This window comes from Amycolatopsis ponsaeliensis (assembly GCF_030182635.1).
GTDB lineage: Bacteria > Actinomycetota > Actinomycetes > Mycobacteriales > Pseudonocardiaceae > Amycolatopsis > Amycolatopsis ponsaeliensis.
The window spans coordinates 71,946-87,840 of sequence record NZ_JAPZLD010000027.1; the positions used below are offsets into that span (position 1 = coordinate 71,946).

14 protein-coding genes are annotated in these 15,895 nt (G+C 73.5%); 8 read left to right on the forward strand and 6 right to left on the reverse strand.

The window, feature by feature from the left end; genetic code table 11:
* The first annotated feature begins 129 nt into the window (after nucleotides 1-129).
* The 6 genes from QQ657_RS33875 (at nucleotide 130) to QQ657_RS33900 (ending at nucleotide 5,919) form a co-directional block, all read left to right on the forward strand.
* On the forward strand, nucleotides 130-1,284 hold the full coding sequence (locus QQ657_RS33875; protein WP_284746371.1) for an acyl-CoA dehydrogenase family protein: 1,155 nt from the start codon (nucleotides 130-132) through the stop codon (nucleotides 1,282-1,284).
* Complete coding sequence (locus QQ657_RS33880) at nucleotides 1,281-2,135, forward strand: HTD2 family dehydratase (RefSeq protein WP_284746372.1); 855 nt, start codon at nucleotides 1,281-1,283, stop codon at nucleotides 2,133-2,135. Before QQ657_RS33875 ends, QQ657_RS33880 begins: the two co-directional genes overlap by 4 nt.
* 96 nt (nucleotides 2,136-2,231) lie before the next feature.
* The gene (locus QQ657_RS33885) at nucleotides 2,232-3,296 is read left to right on the forward strand and encodes a hypothetical protein (protein ID WP_284746373.1); all 1,065 of its coding nucleotides are present in this window, start codon (nucleotides 2,232-2,234) and stop codon (nucleotides 3,294-3,296) included.
* Between the two features lie 102 nt (nucleotides 3,297-3,398).
* The gene (locus tag QQ657_RS33890) at nucleotides 3,399-4,427 is read left to right on the forward strand and encodes an ArsR/SmtB family transcription factor (RefSeq protein ID WP_350310725.1); all 1,029 of its coding nucleotides are present in this window, start codon (nucleotides 3,399-3,401) and stop codon (nucleotides 4,425-4,427) included.
* Between the two features lie 33 nt (nucleotides 4,428-4,460).
* The gene (locus tag QQ657_RS33895; protein ID WP_284746374.1) at nucleotides 4,461-4,910 is read left to right on the forward strand and encodes a MerR family transcriptional regulator; all 450 of its coding nucleotides are present in this window, start codon (nucleotides 4,461-4,463) and stop codon (nucleotides 4,908-4,910) included.
* 19 nt (nucleotides 4,911-4,929) lie between these two features.
* Complete coding sequence (locus tag QQ657_RS33900) at nucleotides 4,930-5,919, forward strand: NAD-dependent epimerase/dehydratase family protein (RefSeq protein ID WP_284746375.1); 990 nt, start codon at nucleotides 4,930-4,932, stop codon at nucleotides 5,917-5,919.
* Between the two features lie 6 nt (nucleotides 5,920-5,925).
* Here the strand turns inward: QQ657_RS33900 and QQ657_RS33905 are convergent, their stop codons facing one another.
* The 4 genes from QQ657_RS33905 to QQ657_RS33920 all read right to left on the reverse strand — a co-directional run bounded on the left by QQ657_RS33905 (nucleotide 5,926) and on the right by QQ657_RS33920 (nucleotide 11,240).
* A complete protein-coding gene (locus QQ657_RS33905) occupies nucleotides 5,926-8,214 on the reverse strand; it encodes a sialidase family protein (protein WP_284746376.1) in 2,289 nt (762 codons plus the stop codon).
* 113 nt (nucleotides 8,215-8,327) lie between these two features.
* Nucleotides 8,328-9,545, reverse strand: a complete 1,218-nt coding sequence (locus QQ657_RS33910) for an RNA polymerase sigma factor (protein ID WP_284746377.1) — start codon at nucleotides 9,543-9,545, stop codon at nucleotides 8,328-8,330.
* A complete protein-coding gene (locus QQ657_RS33915; RefSeq protein WP_284746378.1) occupies nucleotides 9,545-9,925 on the reverse strand; it encodes a YciI family protein in 381 nt (126 codons plus the stop codon). Before QQ657_RS33915 ends, QQ657_RS33910 begins: the two co-directional genes overlap by 1 nt.
* A 109-nt stretch (nucleotides 9,926-10,034) precedes the next feature.
* Nucleotides 10,035-11,240, reverse strand: coding sequence for a glycosyltransferase (locus QQ657_RS33920; protein WP_284746379.1), 1,206 nt, complete (start codon nucleotides 11,238-11,240; stop codon nucleotides 10,035-10,037).
* Nucleotides 11,241-11,346: 106 nt separating this feature from the next.
* Here QQ657_RS33920 and QQ657_RS33925 point away from each other — a divergent pair, with 106 nt between their 5' ends.
* Together QQ657_RS33925 and QQ657_RS33930 are read left to right on the forward strand one after the other, a co-directional pair.
* Nucleotides 11,347-12,042, forward strand: a complete 696-nt coding sequence (locus QQ657_RS33925) for a glycosyltransferase family protein (protein WP_284746380.1) — start codon at nucleotides 11,347-11,349, stop codon at nucleotides 12,040-12,042.
* Between the two features lie 35 nt (nucleotides 12,043-12,077).
* Nucleotides 12,078-13,559: a serine hydrolase domain-containing protein gene (locus tag QQ657_RS33930; RefSeq protein WP_284746381.1), complete on the forward strand. Its 1,482-nt coding sequence runs from the start codon at nucleotides 12,078-12,080 to the stop codon at nucleotides 13,557-13,559.
* A gap of 120 nt (nucleotides 13,560-13,679) precedes the next feature.
* Here QQ657_RS33930 and QQ657_RS33935 read toward each other — a convergent pair whose 3' ends face one another.
* Nucleotides 13,680-14,891 carry a cytochrome P450 family protein gene (locus QQ657_RS33935; protein ID WP_284746382.1) on the reverse strand — a complete coding sequence of 404 codons (1,212 nt, stop codon included), beginning with the start codon at nucleotides 14,889-14,891 and terminating at the stop codon, nucleotides 13,680-13,682.
* A 115-nt stretch (nucleotides 14,892-15,006) separates the two neighbouring features.
* Nucleotides 15,007-15,879, reverse strand: a complete 873-nt coding sequence (locus QQ657_RS33940; protein WP_284746383.1) for a TauD/TfdA dioxygenase family protein — start codon at nucleotides 15,877-15,879, stop codon at nucleotides 15,007-15,009.
* Between the last annotated feature and the right edge of the window lie 16 nt (nucleotides 15,880-15,895).

The following is a 15,895-nucleotide window of genomic DNA, read 5'->3' on the forward strand; positions in this document are numbered from 1 at the left end:
CCAGGAACGGGCAAGACTCCCAGGATCGCGTTTCCGTGCGGCAGGGTCAATCGCCCTGCGGCCGGTCCTTCGGCCACCCGGTGCCAAGGTAGGGGGCAACCGGATCACCCCCGCCCGAGGAGAAGACCCATGGACCAGCTGGATGACGTCGAGCAGGCCATTGTGGACACGGTCCGCGAGTTCGTCGACCGCGACGTCCGGCCGGTCGTGCGCGAGCTCGAGCACGCCGACACCTATCCCGGCGAGCTGATCGAGCAGATGAAGCGGCTCGGCGTCTACGGGCTCGCCATCCCCGAGCCCTACGGCGGCCTCGAGGTCTCCACTCGGTGCTACGCGCTGGTGACCGAGGAGCTGGCTCGCGGCTGGATGAGTCTCGCCGGCGCCATGGGCGGCCACACGGTCGTGGCGAAGCTGATCCTCACCTTCGGCACCGAGGAGCAGAAGCGGCGTTACCTGCCGCGGATGGCCACCGGCGAGCTACGCGCCACGATGGCGTTGACCGAGCCCGGCGGCGGTTCCGACTTGCAGGCCCTGCGCACGACGGCGCGGAAGGAAGGCGGCGAGTACGTCGTCGACGGGACCAAGACCTGGATCAGCAACGCCCGCCGGTCCGGCCTGGTCGCGCTGCTGTGCAAGACCGACCCGCAGGCGCAGCCCGCTCACCAGGGCATCAGCATCCTGCTGGTCGAGAAGGTGCCGGGCTTCACCGTCTCCAAGGACCTGCCGAAGCTCGGCTACAAAGGGGTCGAAAGCTGCGAGCTCACCTTCGCCGGCTGCCGGGTGCCGGCGGACGCGCTGCTCGGGACGGCCGAGGGGGAGGGCTTCGCGCAGATGATGCGGGGTCTCGAGGTCGGCCGCATCCAGGTCGCCGCCCGCGCGACCGGTGTCGCGCGGGCCGCGTTCGACGACGCTCTGCGGTACGCGCAGGAACGGGAGTCGTTCGGGAAGCCGATCTGGAAGCACCAGTCCGTCGGCAACCACCTGGCCACGATGGCGACCAAGCTGACCGCCGCCCGTCAGCTGCTGCTGCACGCCGCGCGGCGGTACGACGCGGGGGAGCGGGCCGATCTGGAAGCGGGGATGGCGAAGCTGTTCTGCTCGGAGACCGCGATGGAGGTCGCGCTCGACGCGATCCGCGTCCACGGCGGGTACGGCTACTCGACCGAGTTCGACGTCGAGCGGTACTTCCGCGACGCGCCGCTGATGATCGTCGGCGAGGGGACCAACGAGATCCAGCAGAACGTCATCGTCGGCCAGCTCGTCGCCCGCGGCGGCCTGCGGTGACCGACCTGCGCGACGCCGTCGCCGGTTGGCGGCCCGAAGCGGCCGGGACGTCCGAGGTGATCGGTCCCTGGCCGACGGAGGCGTTCTCCGGGCTGCTCGACCTCCCCGGGCCCGCAGCCCGGCTCCGCGAGCCGCTTCCGTTGCTGTGGCACTGGTTCCACTTCCTCGAGCCGATCCCGCAGGCCGCGCTCGGCGAGGACGGCCACCCGGCGGAGGGCCGGTTCCTGCCGCCGATCCCGGACCGCCGCCGGATGATCGCGGGTGGCCGGCTGGAGGTGCGTGCGCCGATCCTGATCGGCGACCGGATCGACCGCCGCAGCGAGCTGGCCGAGGTCGCGGTGAAGGAGGGCCGGAGCGGGCAGATGGCGTTCGTGACCGTCCGGCACGAGTACCGGCGCGGTGCCGAGCTGCTGCTGACCGAGCACCAGGACGTCGTCTACCGCTCTCAACCCGCTGGGGAACACCGGCCGCTGGCCGCGCCCGTCGCTGCCGACGAGCCACCGCACGACTGGAAGATCGGCACGCCGACCGGGCCGCGGCTGCTGTTCCGGTTCAGCGCGCTGACCTACAACACCCACCGCATCCACTACGACCGGCCGTACGTGACCGGGGTCGAGGGCTATCCCGGACTCGTGGTGCACGGGCCGCTGCTCGCGTTGCTGCTGCTGGAGATCCCGCGCCGCCACGCGGACCGGCCGGTGGCGTCGTTCGAGTACCGGCTGTCCAGCCCGGTGTTCTCCGGCGCGACCGTCCTGACCCACGGCCGCCGGGAGGACGACGGGCTCGCGCTGTCCGGCATGGTCGAAGGCGGCGCCAGGGCGATCACCGGCCGCGTGACTTTCGCCCGGTGACGGAAACCTGGGTTCGGTAGCGCGCGGCCCGGTCCAGCCTGGGGGTACTCCCGCGGACGAGCCCGCCGGAGACCTTCGAGAGTCCGGAGCCCCGCCATGTCCACCGTGCACGACACCGCCGCGCCGGCCCACCGGGGCGCGGTCGCCCTCGCCCGCGGGTTCCTGACCGGCGGTGTCGTCGGAGGGACGCTGAGCGCCTTCGTCGTCGGCGTCATCCTCGAGCGGGTTCCTCTGATCCTGATCGCGCTGGGGCTTCCGCTCGGCTACGGCGTGCTCCTCTTCGCCGCCGGCATACCGCGGCGGGCGCGAGAGGCGGCGGTCGTTCCCCACGTGGCGCTCGCGAAGGTCGAGAGCCTGCGTGCCGGCGGCACCGAAACCGGCGACGTGCCGGTCGACCTCGTCCTCACGGTCGCGCCGGACGACGCGCCGTCGTACCGGGTCGCGGTGACCCACCACGTCAACCTGGTCGACCTCCCGGGCTTCCGGCGGGGCGACGTCGTCGTGGTCGAGTATCCGCCGGACCGGCCGTGGCAGGCCCGGATCGTGCCGCGCCCGGCGCCGGAGTGGGCGCGCCGGATGGCGGGCGCCGCCGTCGAATCCGCTCCCGAGTCCGCTTTGCTGCGCACTCCGCCGGAGGGCTGCGCGTTCGGAGCGGCCACCTTGACGGGGCTGCTGCTCGCCGCGGCGGTCGTCCTGGGGCTGTTCCGTGCCGAGCTGTTCGGCCCGGAGACCCACGAGGAGCCGCCCGAGCCGCCGGCCACGTCGGTCACCTCGGTCACGTCTTCCTCGGGCTCCGCCACGGTGACCGTGGGGCCGGACCGGACCCTGCTGGACGCGGGGGAGCTGCGCCGGGCCGTCGACTCCCTGGCGCGGACCGCGGACGTTTCCCAGGTGCTCACCGCGGTCGTCCAGGAGCGGCGGCTGTCGGTGGTGTTCGCGCCCACCGCCGCGGCCGTCCCGCATTTCGACCTGCGCGCCCTGCCCTTCGAGCGAATCCCGGACCTGGTCCGGACGGGTGCCGGCGCAGCGCGGACCTGGCAGGTCGTCGTGGACCCGCTCACCATCCACGTCACGGTGACCGGCTCCGGGGGCAGCTCGTCGAGCATCCGGTGTGGTGGAGCAGCGCCGGATGAGGGGTGCGCTTGGCCGCCGGCTCGGTGAGCGGCTGGTCCGATCGGCTGACGCCGGGGCCCGCCCGTACTTGGCCGCCGGGTCGCGAACACCTGGACTGCGGGTGGTCACTGAGGAGTCCGGGGGGACGCCGTGCCACAGATGCGGATCCACTTCACCGACGCCGATCTCGCGCGGACGCGGCTGAAACCGGAGATCGATCTCCTGTGGGAGGTCGTCGGCAGCGCGCAGGTCCTGCAGCACCGCGGCGGCGGGTTGCCGCTGAAGCGCTGGCGCCGCCGGGTGCGGGAGCGCGCGTGCGCGGCGGGGGCGGTCCGGCTCGCGGTGCACACGGTGACGACGGTCGCGCCGCACGCGGCCTACTTCCCGGATTTCCTCACACCCACCGAGGAAGTGCGCGACATCGGCGAGGGGGCCGACGCGGTCGTGTCGGCCTCGCCGCGGCGGATGCGCGAGGAGGTCGGCCTGCTCCGGCGGCCCCGGGCGCCGGCCGCGCGGTGGCTGGACGAGCTCGCCCGCGGGAAGACCGCCGCGGTGCGGCACCTGCACGAGGCGTTGCGCGTGTACTTCGAGGCCGTGCTCGAACCGGACCTCCCGGTGATCGGCGACGGGCTGCGCATCGCGTGCGCCGGCGGCATCCAGCGGTACCTGCGGGACGGTCCCGAAGGCCTGCTGCGCTGGCTCGGCCCGGCCACGAGCTGGCGGCCGCCGGTGCTCGCCGTCGACTACCCGGTCGATCGCGACCTGCGCCTCGACGGCCGGGGCCTCGTGCTCGTCCCCAGCTACTTCGGCGTCTTCCACCCGGTGGCCCTGGCCGACCCGCGGCTGCGCCCGGTCCTGGTGTTTCCGATCGAAGCCCGCGCCCGGCTGCTCGCCGGCTGCCACGGCGAGGGCGACCACGTGAGCGCGCTGCTGGGCCCCACCCGGGCCACGATCCTGCGTTCGGCCGTCACCGGCGGGACCACCACCCGCCTGGCGCAGCAGGCCGGGGTCGCCCCGGCGACGGTCAGCCACCACACGGGCGTCCTGCGCGACGCGGGCCTCATCACGACCGACCGGCACGAGAACCTCGCGACCCACCTCATCACCTCGCTCGGGCTGGCGGTGCTCACCTCCGGGGATGATCAGCACGCTTCCGGGGGTTCCTCGCGGTCGTCTTGACTTCAAGTGCTTGAAGTTCTGCATGCTGGTGCCATGGCGGCAGGAGTTGCGGGCGAGCAGGTGTGGCTGACGATCCTCGAGGCGTCGCGGCGCAGCGGGCTCAGTGAGCCGACGTTGCGCTACTACGAGCAGATCGGGCTGGTCGGCCCGGTGCCGCGCGATCCGAGCAGCGGGCACCGCCGGTACGACGCCGCGACCATGGACGTCATCGATTCGCTCGGGTGCCTGCGCTCGGCCGGGCTGCGGGTCGAGGACCTGCGGCGCTACCTCGACCTGCTCGCTCGCGGGGACGCCGCGGCCGCCGAGCAGCGTGAGCTGTTCGACCACCACGCCGACCGGCTCGAAGCCGAGATCGAGCGGCTGCGGTTGCGGCTGGAGTACCTGCGCCTGAAAGCGCGGCTCTGGGACGCCCGCGACCGGGGTGACTCCGGCGCGGCGCAACGGCTCGTCCCGCGGCTGCTGGCCCTGATCGACCGATTCTGACACTCCACAAAGGACTGAAATGAACGACACCCTCGTCCTGGTCACCGGCGGCACCGGGCACCTCGGCGGCCACGCGATCGCGCGGTTGCTGGCCGACGGCCACCGCGTCCGCACCACCGTGCGCGACCCGGGCCGCGCGGCCGAGGTCCGGGCCATCGCCGGCCCCGGAGAGCTGGAGGTGGTGGCCGCGGACCTCGGTGCCGACGCGGGCTGGGCCGAGGCGGCCGAGGGCGTGGACTACGTGCTCCACGTCGCCTCCCCGTTCCCGCCCGCCTCGCCCGAAGACGACGACGAGGTGATCCGCCCGGCCCGCGACGGCGCCGTCCGGGTCCTGGCCGCGGCCCGGGAAGCCGGGGTCCGGCGGGTCGTGCTGACGTCGTCCTTCGCCGCGGTCGGCTACAGCGCGACGCCGCGGGCGGAGTACACCGAGGCCGACTGGACGGATCCCGCCGACCCCAACAGCGCGTACGTCCGTTCGAAGGTCATCGCCGAACGGGCCGCGTGGGAGCAGGTCCGGTCGGCGGGCGGCCCGGAGCTGGCGGTGATCAACCCGGCCGGCATCTTCGGGCCGGTCCTCGGCGGGCGCCCGTCGTCGTCGGTCGCGCTGGTGCGGGCGATGCTCGACGGCGAGCTGCCGGTGGTGCCACCGCTGTCCTTCGGCGTGGCCGACGTCCGGGACGTGGCCGACCTGCACGTGCGGGCGATGACCCACCCGCGGGCGGCGGGGGAGCGGTTCCTGGCCGCGAGCGGCAAGTCGATCAGCTTCCTGGAGATGGCCCGGATCCTGGCCGAAACCGTCGGCGGCTTGCCCCCGCGCGAGCTGACCGCCGAGGAGGTGCGGGCGGCCGCCGAGACCGACCCGGCCATGCGGGAAGCGGCCGGCCGGCTGGGCCGGGTCCCGGTGATCCGCACGGACAAGGCGAGGAGCGTGCTCGGCTGGCGGTCCCGTCCCGTCGAGGAAACCGTGGCCGACACCGCCCACAGCCTGCTGGCCGCCCGGGCCGGCTAGCGGGTGTCAGGGCCGGGCGTAGCCGACGTCGTCGACGAACCAGTCGTCACCGACCGGGGCGGTGCCGGTCGAGGACAGCTGGTTGCCCGTCAGGCTGCTGAACGGCTGGGACGGTGCGACGGTGGCGACCGCCTGGCCGTTGACGGTCAAGGTCGCCGACGCGGGCCCGGCGGCGACGCTCACCGAGTTCCACGTCCACGACCCGACGGCCACGGTGCCCAGCGGTGCGCCCCAGGTCGCGTTCGCGAAGTCGTAGCGGTAGAACTTGCCGCTGACCGCGTCCAGCAGGAAGTGGTACGGCGTAACGGGATTGCCCGCCGAGTCCGTGCCCAGGACGCTGAACAGCAGGCCGTGCGTCCCGGTGCCGCTCGCCCGCACCTCGAACTCGTAGTCCGCGGCGGACGAGGTGCCGTGGTTCCAGGCGATGCGGGAGACGGCGGTGTCACTCGTGTCGGTGATCCGCAGGAACCGTGACGAGATCGGCTCGACCGCGGGGGCCCCGGCGACGACGACCGCGCCCGTCGCCGTGGTGAGGCCGTTTCCGGCGGGGGCGGCTCCCGGCACGTTGGCTTCGAAGCCGTCCAGCGTGCTGTAGAGCTGCAGTTCGTCGAGGAACGACGAACCGTCGCCGACCGGGGGATTGGGGTCGCTGAGCCGCACGTACCGGGCGGTCGCCGGCGCGCTCAGCGGATACAGGATGCCGGACCGGCTGCCTTGCGCGGGCGTGGACCAGGTCACGCCGTCGAGAGAGGTTTCGATGGTCAGGCCGGCGGGCCCGGTGAGGTGCGCGTGCGCGCCGACGCCGGTCAGCGCGTAGGCGCGGTCCAGCCGGAGCGTGACACTGCGGTTCGCCGTCACCACGGAGGAGTCCGGGCGGACGTCACCGTCGAAGGCGTACGCGCCGATCGACGTCCGGCCGTCGCCGTAGGTGGTGAACGCCGGGTCGACGAACGCGATCTCCCCGCGCCGGAACTTCGTCTGCAGGTCGATCGTGCCCCACTGGCCGGTGTTCACCTCGAGCACCGACTTCCACAGCGACTGCGAGGTTCCGTGCGGGTAGCCCGACGCGGTGGCCGGGCAGCCCCAGCTCGCGCAGTTGTCCCCGACCGCGAGCGCGGTGTTGGCCGTGAGGGGCGTCACCGCGAGGGTGTTGCTGGAGCCGGACGCCGCGAGCGACCGCCCGCCGGTGCCCGTGCCGGCGGTGGGCTGGTTGGTGTAGATCGTCGTGCGGCCGGTCCAGTCCTGCCAGCCCGATGTGCCGGAGTACTTGTACCGCACCACGTTGCCGGGCCGTCCCGAGGCCTGCAGCGCCGCGCCGTTGCCCAGCAGCACCGAACCCGGCGAGTTCCCGGTGTCCGAGGACATCTTCACCGGCGCCGTCCAGCTGCCCGATCCATCCACAGTGGACGACTGGGTGTAGTAGAGGTCGGGCAGGTACCGGTCTTCTCCCGCGACGGTGGTGTCCCGGCGCAGCCACGCCATCAGCTTGCCGTCGGAGGTCGGCGCGACGTTCGCCTCCGACCAGCCCGCGCCTTCGGCCAAGCGGGTGACCTGGACCCAGCTGGCACCCTGGTCGGTGCTGCGCATCAGCGCGGTGAACGGGCCGCTCGCGGTCGCGCCGTACACGGTGGCCAGCAACGTCCGGCTGTCCGGCAGGAGCAGGATGCCACGCTGGAAGCGGGCCCAGAGGGTCGGCGGCGAGCCGGGATAGCTCGTGGTCGCCGTGCCGGCCGCGGTCATCGTGGTCCCGGTGAGGGTCCAGCGGCCGAAGACCCGGTCGTTCTCGTTGTACGGTGTGGACGGGTCCGGATCCGGAGCCGACCGCGACAGGGTGATCGGCTCGAAGTCGATCGTCACGACCGTCCCGGCGGCGTCGGCGAGCCGGACGGCGTTGGTGATCCCGGCCCACCGGCTCGGCAGGGTGACCGGGCTCCAGGTGGCGCCGTCGTCGGTGGAGGTCCGCATCGCGGTGGCGTTCGTGCCCGGCGCGTCGGTGCCGACGCCGTACGTGGTGAACAGCCGCGAAGTGCGGCTGCCGTCCGGGTTCGTCACGCTCGCGTTGAACAGCGAAGGGAATCCCGCGTTCGGCGCGGTGGGGTCGGTGCCGGGGTTGGTGTAGAAGATCCGCCCCGCGGGGAGGCTCACGTGGGGTTGTCCGGGCGACGGCGGCTGGATCGCCTCGGCCGGAGCCGTGACCGCGGCGGACAACGCCACCGCCGCGAGCGCGAGGGCGGACGACCGGGCAAGAGCGCGCATGAGCTGGTTCCCCCAGGGGCGGACGAGCGGAGTGCGCACCCACCACTCCGGACGTCCCGGACCGGTTGGTGCGCCGGCCCGGATGCCACCCGATCGGCGCAACTGCCGATCCCGTGCACCGTCCATTTCGGACGGTGCCGCTGCCGTCCGGGTCAGCCCAGCGCGGCCGCCTTGCGCAGCAGCACCGAGCGTTCGCGCTGGTTGGCGCACAGCCGGGCCGCCAGCTCCAGCTCGGCGCGTGCCTCCGGGTGCCGGCCGAGGCGGGCCAGCAGCTCCCCGCGCACGGTCGGGACCAGGTGCGAACCCGGGAGCCGGTCCGCGGCGACCAGCTCGTCCACGATGGCCAAGCCCTGCGCCGGCCCCGAGGCCATCCCCACCGCGACGGCCCGGTTGAGCTCGACCACCGGTGAGGGCGCGACCCGGCCCAGTGCCTCGTAGAGCACCACGATCCGGTCCCAGTCGGTCTCCCCGACCGAGGGCGCCGCCGCGTGGGTGGCCGCGATCGCCGCCTGGAGGCCGTACGGGCCGAGGCCGCGGGCCGACGCCTTGGCCAGCGCCGCCAGCCCGCGGTGGATCGCCGAGAAGTCCCACCGGCGCCGGTCCTGGTCCTCGAGCAGGATCGGCGCGCCGTCCGGTCCGGTCCGGGCCGGGAAGCGCGCGGCCGTCAGCTCGCACAACGCGAGCAGGCCGTGCACCTCCGGCTCGTCCGGCAGCAGCGCGGCCAGCGTGCGGGCCAGCCGGATCGCCTCGTACGCGACGTCGGGGCGCAGCAGCTGCTCACCCGACGTCGCCGTCGACCCCTCGGTGAAGATCACGTAGAGGACGCTGAGCACGCCGCCCAGCCGCTCCCGCCGTTCGCCGGCCGCCGGCAGCTCGAACGGCACTCCGGCCGCCGCGATCGTCTTCTTGCCCCGGGTGATGCGGGCCTGCACGGTCGGGACGGGCACGAGGAACGCGCGGGCGATCTCCTCGCTGGTCAGGCCGCCGACCACGCGCAGGGTCAGCGCCACCCGGGACTCGCGGGAGAGCACCGGGTGGCAGCTGACGAACATCAGCGCCAGGACGTCGTCGTCGATCCGGTCGGGGTCGGCGTCCCCCGGGCCGGGTTCGCCGTCGGCGGCCAGCAGGGCGTAGCGGTCGTGGAGGGCGGTCCGGCGGCGGATCGCGTCGATCGCCCGCCGCCGGGCCGTGGCCCGCAGCCAGCCGGCCGGGTTGGCCGGCGGGTCGAGCGGCCACGACACCAGCGCCTCGGCCACCGCCTCCTGCGCCGCGTCCTCGGCCAGCCCGAAGTCGCCGGTGAACCGGGTCAGCGCGGCGACGATCCGCGCCGACTCGATCCGCCAGACGGCCTCGACGTCGGCCGCGTGCATCAGTTCTCGTCCGCGGCCCGGGCCGGGACCTCGTCTTCGCCGGCCACCCGGCGGACCTCGATCTTGGACCCGCGGGTCGCCGGCATCCGCTTGGCCCACTCGACCGCTTCCTCCTTCGAGGCGACGTCGAGCAGGAAGTAGCCCCCGAACAGCTCCTTGGTCTCCCCGTACGGCCCGTCGGTGACCACCGGGGCTTCGGCACCGAAGTCGACCACGACGCCGCTGCGCGGCTCGTCCAGCCCTTCGGCCGCGAGCAGGACCCCGGCCTTGAGCATGTCTTCGATGTACTGGCGGGTCGAGGCCATCGACGCCTCGATGTCGGCCATCATGGCCGCGTTCGACTCGTCGGTGCCCCGCATGATCAGCATGTACTTCGACATCGTGTGCTCCTCGTTCCGCGGGGTCGCCTCTCGGCCCTCGCCCCCTCTTGTCGAACGAGCGGCTCGCGGATCAACACGGCCCGGAAACTATTTTCGCGGGGTGTCCGGCTCATCGGAGGGAGCCGAGCAGCAGGCGCGCGGCCGCCGCCGCTCCCTCGGTGCGGATCTCGGCGCCCAGGGCCTTCGCCCGCGCCCGGGTCTCGGGGGTCAACGCCGCGTCGAACGCGACGCGCAGGGACTCCAGGGTCGCCGTCGGGCCGTCGAGGGCCGCGCCGACCTGCCGGGCCGCCACCCGCCCGGCCCAGTACGGGTTGTCCGCCAGCCGGATGGGGACCACCACCTGCGGGACGCCGGCCCGCGCGGCCACCTGCGTCGTGCCCGCGCCGCCGTGGTGGACCACCGCGGCCAGCTCGCCGAACAGGCGCTGGTGGTTGACCTCGCCGATGGCGAAGCAGTCGTCCTGGCCGTCGACCAGGTCCAGGTCCGCCCACCCGCGGGAGACGAGGACGCGGTACCCGCGGGCGCGGCTCACCTCGACGGCCCAGCGGGCGATGTCCGGCGCCGGGCTGATGCTGCCGAAGCCCACGTAGACCGGCGGGGTGCCCGCGTCCAGGAACGCCACGAGCTCGGCCGGCAGCGGCCGCTCGTCCACCTGCGTCCACTGGCCGGTCTGGACCACTTCGAGGCCCGGCGACGCCGGCCACGGGCCCAGCACCGGGTCGGCCGCCAGCCACGGCCGGTCGGAGTAGATGTGGCCGCGCACGTCGTCCACCGGGGACTGGCCGAGGGCGGCCCGGTGGGCGTTCAGCGGCTCCCGGAACTGGGCGTCGACCCGGTCGGCGTCCAGCTTCCACAGCGTCGCGTTGTCGGCGCCTTCCGGTTCCGGCCAGCCCGGCCGCGGTGGCGGCGCGTGGTGCGGCGACGGGAGGTTGACGGCCGCATAGGTCACGTAGACGTAGGGGATACCCGCGGCTTCGGCCACGGACCGCGCGGCGACCTGCGCCAGGCCGGCGGCCACCAGCGCGTCGCACCCGTCGGCGGCCGAAGGGAAGACGTCGAACTGCGTTTCGACCAGTTCGGTCCGGTACCGGGACAGTTCCGCCGCCGACGGGGGAGCCGTCGCGCGCATCAGCGCCCGCACCGGTGGCCCGACCGGCACCGCGTCGATCCCGAGACCGCCCAGCCGGTGCGCGAACTCTTCGTCCGGCGGGGTGCACATCCGCACCTCCGCGCCGAGCGCCTGCAGTTGGACCGCAAGGGCCACCAGCGGGTCGACGTCGCCGCGGGTCCCGTACGTGGAGAGCAGCACTCGCATTCCGGGCAGTCTACGGCGATCGACATCCTCTCGCGCGCAGCTGCCTCCGGTGACTACTGTGGCGCGTAAGGGCTCCTGACCGTCAACAGAACTTGAGGGCCATTCGATGCCTGCTTCGTCCGTACCCACCCCTGATGTTTCGATCATCCTGCCCTGCGCCGGGCTGGGAACGCGCTTCGGTGCGCCGTACGCGAAGGAACTGCACTGCCTGGCTCCCGGGGTCACCATCCTCGACCGGAGCCTGGAAGCCGTCGTCGAACTGGTGAAGAGCGGGCTCACCGTGCGCGTGGTCGTCGTGTTCGGGGAGCACAAGCTGGACACGGTGAAGTACCTGGCGCGCTACGCCGGGACGTTCCAGCTGGTCTTCGTCTACCAGGACGACGTGGCCGAACCGGGGCTCGACGGAGCGATCCGGTCCGCCTTGCCGATGACGTGGGGACCGGTGGCCCTCGTATTGCCTGACATCGTTGTCAGCGGTGTGGGCAGCCTGCTCGCCGCCCTGCGGCAGACCGAGGTGACGGGCTGGAGCGTGGTGGCCGCCGAAGAGCGGGATCCCGGCACCCTGCGGCAAATGGGCGCGCTGACCGTGGCCGCCGAGGACGGCGTCGGGACGGTCGAGGCGGCCGCGGAGAAGCCGGCCGACCCTTCGGGCTTCAACGCGCTGTGGGGCATGGTGGCGGTCGCCGCGGAAGAGGCCCACCGGCTGCCGGACGTGGCGAGACGGGACGCGGACAGCCCGCTGGCCGGCGCGGCCGCCCTCATGGTGGAGCGGATCGTCAACTACAACACCGCCGAAGGCTGACATAGTCCTTTGTGGACTGTCTGGCAAGGAGAAGCATGCTCGACGATGTGATGACGGCGCTCGGCACCGTCCTGCCGCGGCTGGCCGCGGTCACCGGCACCCCCGGCGTCGCCGTCGCGGTGGCGACGAGCGACGAGCTGCGCACGGCCGCGACCGGGTTCGCGGACCTGGCCGCGGGCACGCCGATGACCGCCGGGACACCCGCGCCGGCGGGCTCGCTCACCAAACCCGTCACGGGGCTGGCCTTCATGCAGCTGGCCGAGGCCGGCCTGGTCGGCCTGGACACGCCGGTCGACCAGGTGCTGCCCGCGGGGCTGCGCGGTCGCGGCGCGGCGCCCGTCACCACCGCCATGCTGGCCGCCCACCAGGGTGGCTACTACAGCGACATCGTCACCGCCACGGCGCCCACGACGCCGGCCGAGCCGGTCCTCGACTACGTCCGGCGCCGCCACGAGGCCGGGCGCGCGGTCGAGTACGGCGGGGTGCTGCCGCTGGTGACGGCTCCGGGGTCCTACTCGTACTCGAGCTTCGGCGTCGGGGTGCTCGGCGGGGTCGTCGAGCACCTGGCCGGCGAACCGTACGGCGCCCGCGTCCACCGGGACGTGTTCGCCCCGACCGGCATGACGGGCACGAGCATCGACGACGGCACGCGGAACCCGTGGGCGACCGGGGTATCGGACCGCGCCACCGGGTACCTGGCGTTCGGCGACTGGTGCCTGCCGAGCCCGCCGCTGCGCACGTCGGCCTACCCGGGGGTCGGGATGTACACCAGCGCCGAGGACTTCGCGCGGCTGCTGCAATCCCTGCTGCGCACCGCCCGGGGCGACCGCGGGCTGGTCGGGCCGGACTCGCTCGCGGCGATGGTGACCCCGCGGGCACCGCGCCCGAGCCCGCACGGCGTCCGCTCCTTTTCCGGGCTGACGCTCGAACTCGCCGACCCGGACCTCGGCGACGACTGGTGGTGGGGGCACACCGCGGCGTTCCCGTGGGGGTTCTGGTGGGAGGCGCGGGTCTGGCCGCACCGCGACCTGGCCGCGGTCGCGGTGGGCAACCGCTGGGACATGGCCCGGTTCCACAACCCCGCGAGCCGCAGCGCGCCGGGCCTGGCCGTCGAGTGGGCCGGCCGCTGGGCGGTGTCCGGCGCCCCGGCGAAGCTCCCGGACATGGACGGGCGGCCTCGGTGGACGGGGCCCCGGCCCACCCCGGAAAGCTCGCGTTGGATGGGAGTGCTGACCGGGGAACGCACCCACGGCCTGCTCGGGGTGCCCGAACCGCTGCCGGCCGCGTGGATGACCGACGGCGCGCGTTCCCTCGGCGACGCGGACTCGGGCGGCTGGGACCCGGAAGCGTTCGTGGGCGGGGTGGAGCAGGCGCGGGCGGTGGCCCCGGACCCGGCCGCGCTCGAGGTCCTGGGCCGCGAACTCGGTCCGGCGGCGGCGTTGTGGATGCTGGAGTGCGGAGCGTCCACCGCGGACGTGACGATGCCGGTCGGCTTCTACGCCCGCGCACCACGATGAGTCCGCGGAGCGGCACCTCCGGCCGGCGCGGTGAGCGGCCCAGCCAAACGTCTTGAATGAGTCATTCAGGTCTTCGGAGGTCCTGAATGACTCATTCAAGACACCGGCCGGGCGGGGTGCTCAGCGCAGCCGCACCTCCAAGGCGACCCGGTGGCGGCCGCGGGGCAGCGGTACCCAAGCCGGTTCGGTCACCGGTTGCACCGCGGGAAAGCGGTCGAACAGGCTGCGCAGCGCGACCTCGGCCTCCACCTTCGCCAAAGCCACGCCGAGGCAGAAGTGCGGCCCCCAGCCGAATCCGACGCTGCCCTCGCGGCCGCCGTGCTCGGCCTGCCAGCGCACGTCGGCCGCGTGCGGGTGGGCGAACTGCGCCGGGTCGCGGTTGGCCGCGCCGAGCACCGCCTGGACCGGGTCGCCCGCGCTGATCTTCACCCCGCCCACCTCGAGGTCGGCCGCCGCGTAGCGCAGGCGGGCCAGCTGCACCGGACCGTCGGTGCGGACCAGCTCCCGCACCGCGGCCGGCCACAGCTCGGGCTCCGCGCGCAGCAGCTCCCGCTGGGCGGGGTCGCGCATCAGCGCCAGCGCCGCGTTGGACAGCATGTGCGCCATCGTTTCGTGCCCGGCCAGCACCAGGAACACCACGAGCGCCACCGCGTCGACGTCGGTCAAGTCGTCCTGGGCGACGACCTCGCTGAGCAGATCCTCGCGCGGCTCGGCCCGGCGCCGGTCGACCAGGGCGTGGCAGTAGGCGAACATCTCGCCCAGCGTCGGCGTGATCCGCGCCGGGTCGCCCTCGACGAGCACCTTGCCCCAGCGCCACCAGTCCGCCCAGTCCGCTTCGGGGACCCCGACCAGCTCGCAGACCACGGCCATGGCCAGGGGGTAGGCGTACTCGTCGAGCAAGTTCACGGTCTCGGAGCCGAGGTCGTCGAGCAGGCCGTCGACGATCTCCTGCACCCGGGGGCGCAGCGTGGCGACCCGGGACGCGCCGAAGGCGTGGCTGATGCTGCGGCGCAGCCGGGTGTGCTCGGCCCCGTCCAGGCTGAGCAGGCTCGCCCGCAGGTAGGGCAGGTGCTCCGGCGGCGTGCCCAGCGCGAGGAACGCCTCCTCCTGCGTCTGCGCACCCTGTCCCGGCAGGCCGCTGGGATCGTTGCGCACGGCCGGATCCGACAGCACGGCGCGGACTTCGGCGCTGCCGGTGACGAGCCAGCCCTCGCCGCCGTCCGGCAGCCGGGCCCAGCAGACCGGTGCCTCGGCGAGGACGCGGTCGTAGCCGCACATCGGGTCGTCGAGGACGGCCGGATCGCGGACGTCCACCACGGGTTCGGACGACATGGAACTCCTTTTTGGACCGATTACCAATCCGACCACAGCCACGGCCGAACGGCTTCGTGGCAACGGTTGCGTGCCGCGCGAGGGGCGGCCTGCTTTTGGCCGGATTGGTAAGGTGTCAGCCTTTGAGCGGGCCGCCGTTGATCGCGACGCGGTTGCCGAAGCGGGTGTACGGGTAGTAGTCGTACGTCGCGTGGTGCTGGACGCAGCGGTTGTCCCAGAACACCAGCGTGTTCGGCTCCCAGCGCACCCGGCAGGCCAGCATCGGCCGGTTCGGCACGACCGAGAACAGCAGGTCGAGCACCGCCTGGCTCTCGTCGCCCGACAGCTGCGGGATGCGCGAGGTGTAGGCCGGGTTGACGTACAGCAGCGGCCGGTCGGTCTCCGGGTGCCGCACCACCACGGGGTGCTCGCTGACCGGGGGCTCGTAGCCCTCCGGGATCTTGTGGCCGCGGAAGGCGTGCGCGCCGTCGTGGATCGCGGTCAGCCCGGCCAGCAGTTCCTTCAGCTTCGGCGACAGCATGTCGTACGCGAGGTGCATGTTCGCGAAGAGCGTGTCGCCGCCGCTGCCCGGCTCGGGCATCCGCGTGATGTGGAGCATCGAGCCCAGCGACGGCTCGGCGTCGGCGGTCCCGTCGGCGTGCCAGCCGTTGCCGAACACGGTGGCCGACTCCGGGGCGGTCGCGACCTCGAGGATGTACGGGTTGCCGTGCTCGGGCGGCGGGTTCACCGGCCGCAGCTCACCGAAGTTCGCGGCCAGGCGCTGGTGGTCGTCCGGCGTGATGTCCTGGTCGCGGAACACCAGCACGTGGTGGTCCAGGAACGCCGTCTTCAGCTCGGTGAGCTGCTCCTCGGTGAGCTCCCGGGTCAGGTCGAGGCCGGTGACCTCGGCGCCGATCACCGGGGTCAGGCCCCGCACCGCCAGCGTCCGGAAGTCGCGCGGCGGCCGCGTCGTGATCCGCTTGACCGCGTCGAGTTCGTACTGCTCCATGGTTTCCTTTCCTCCC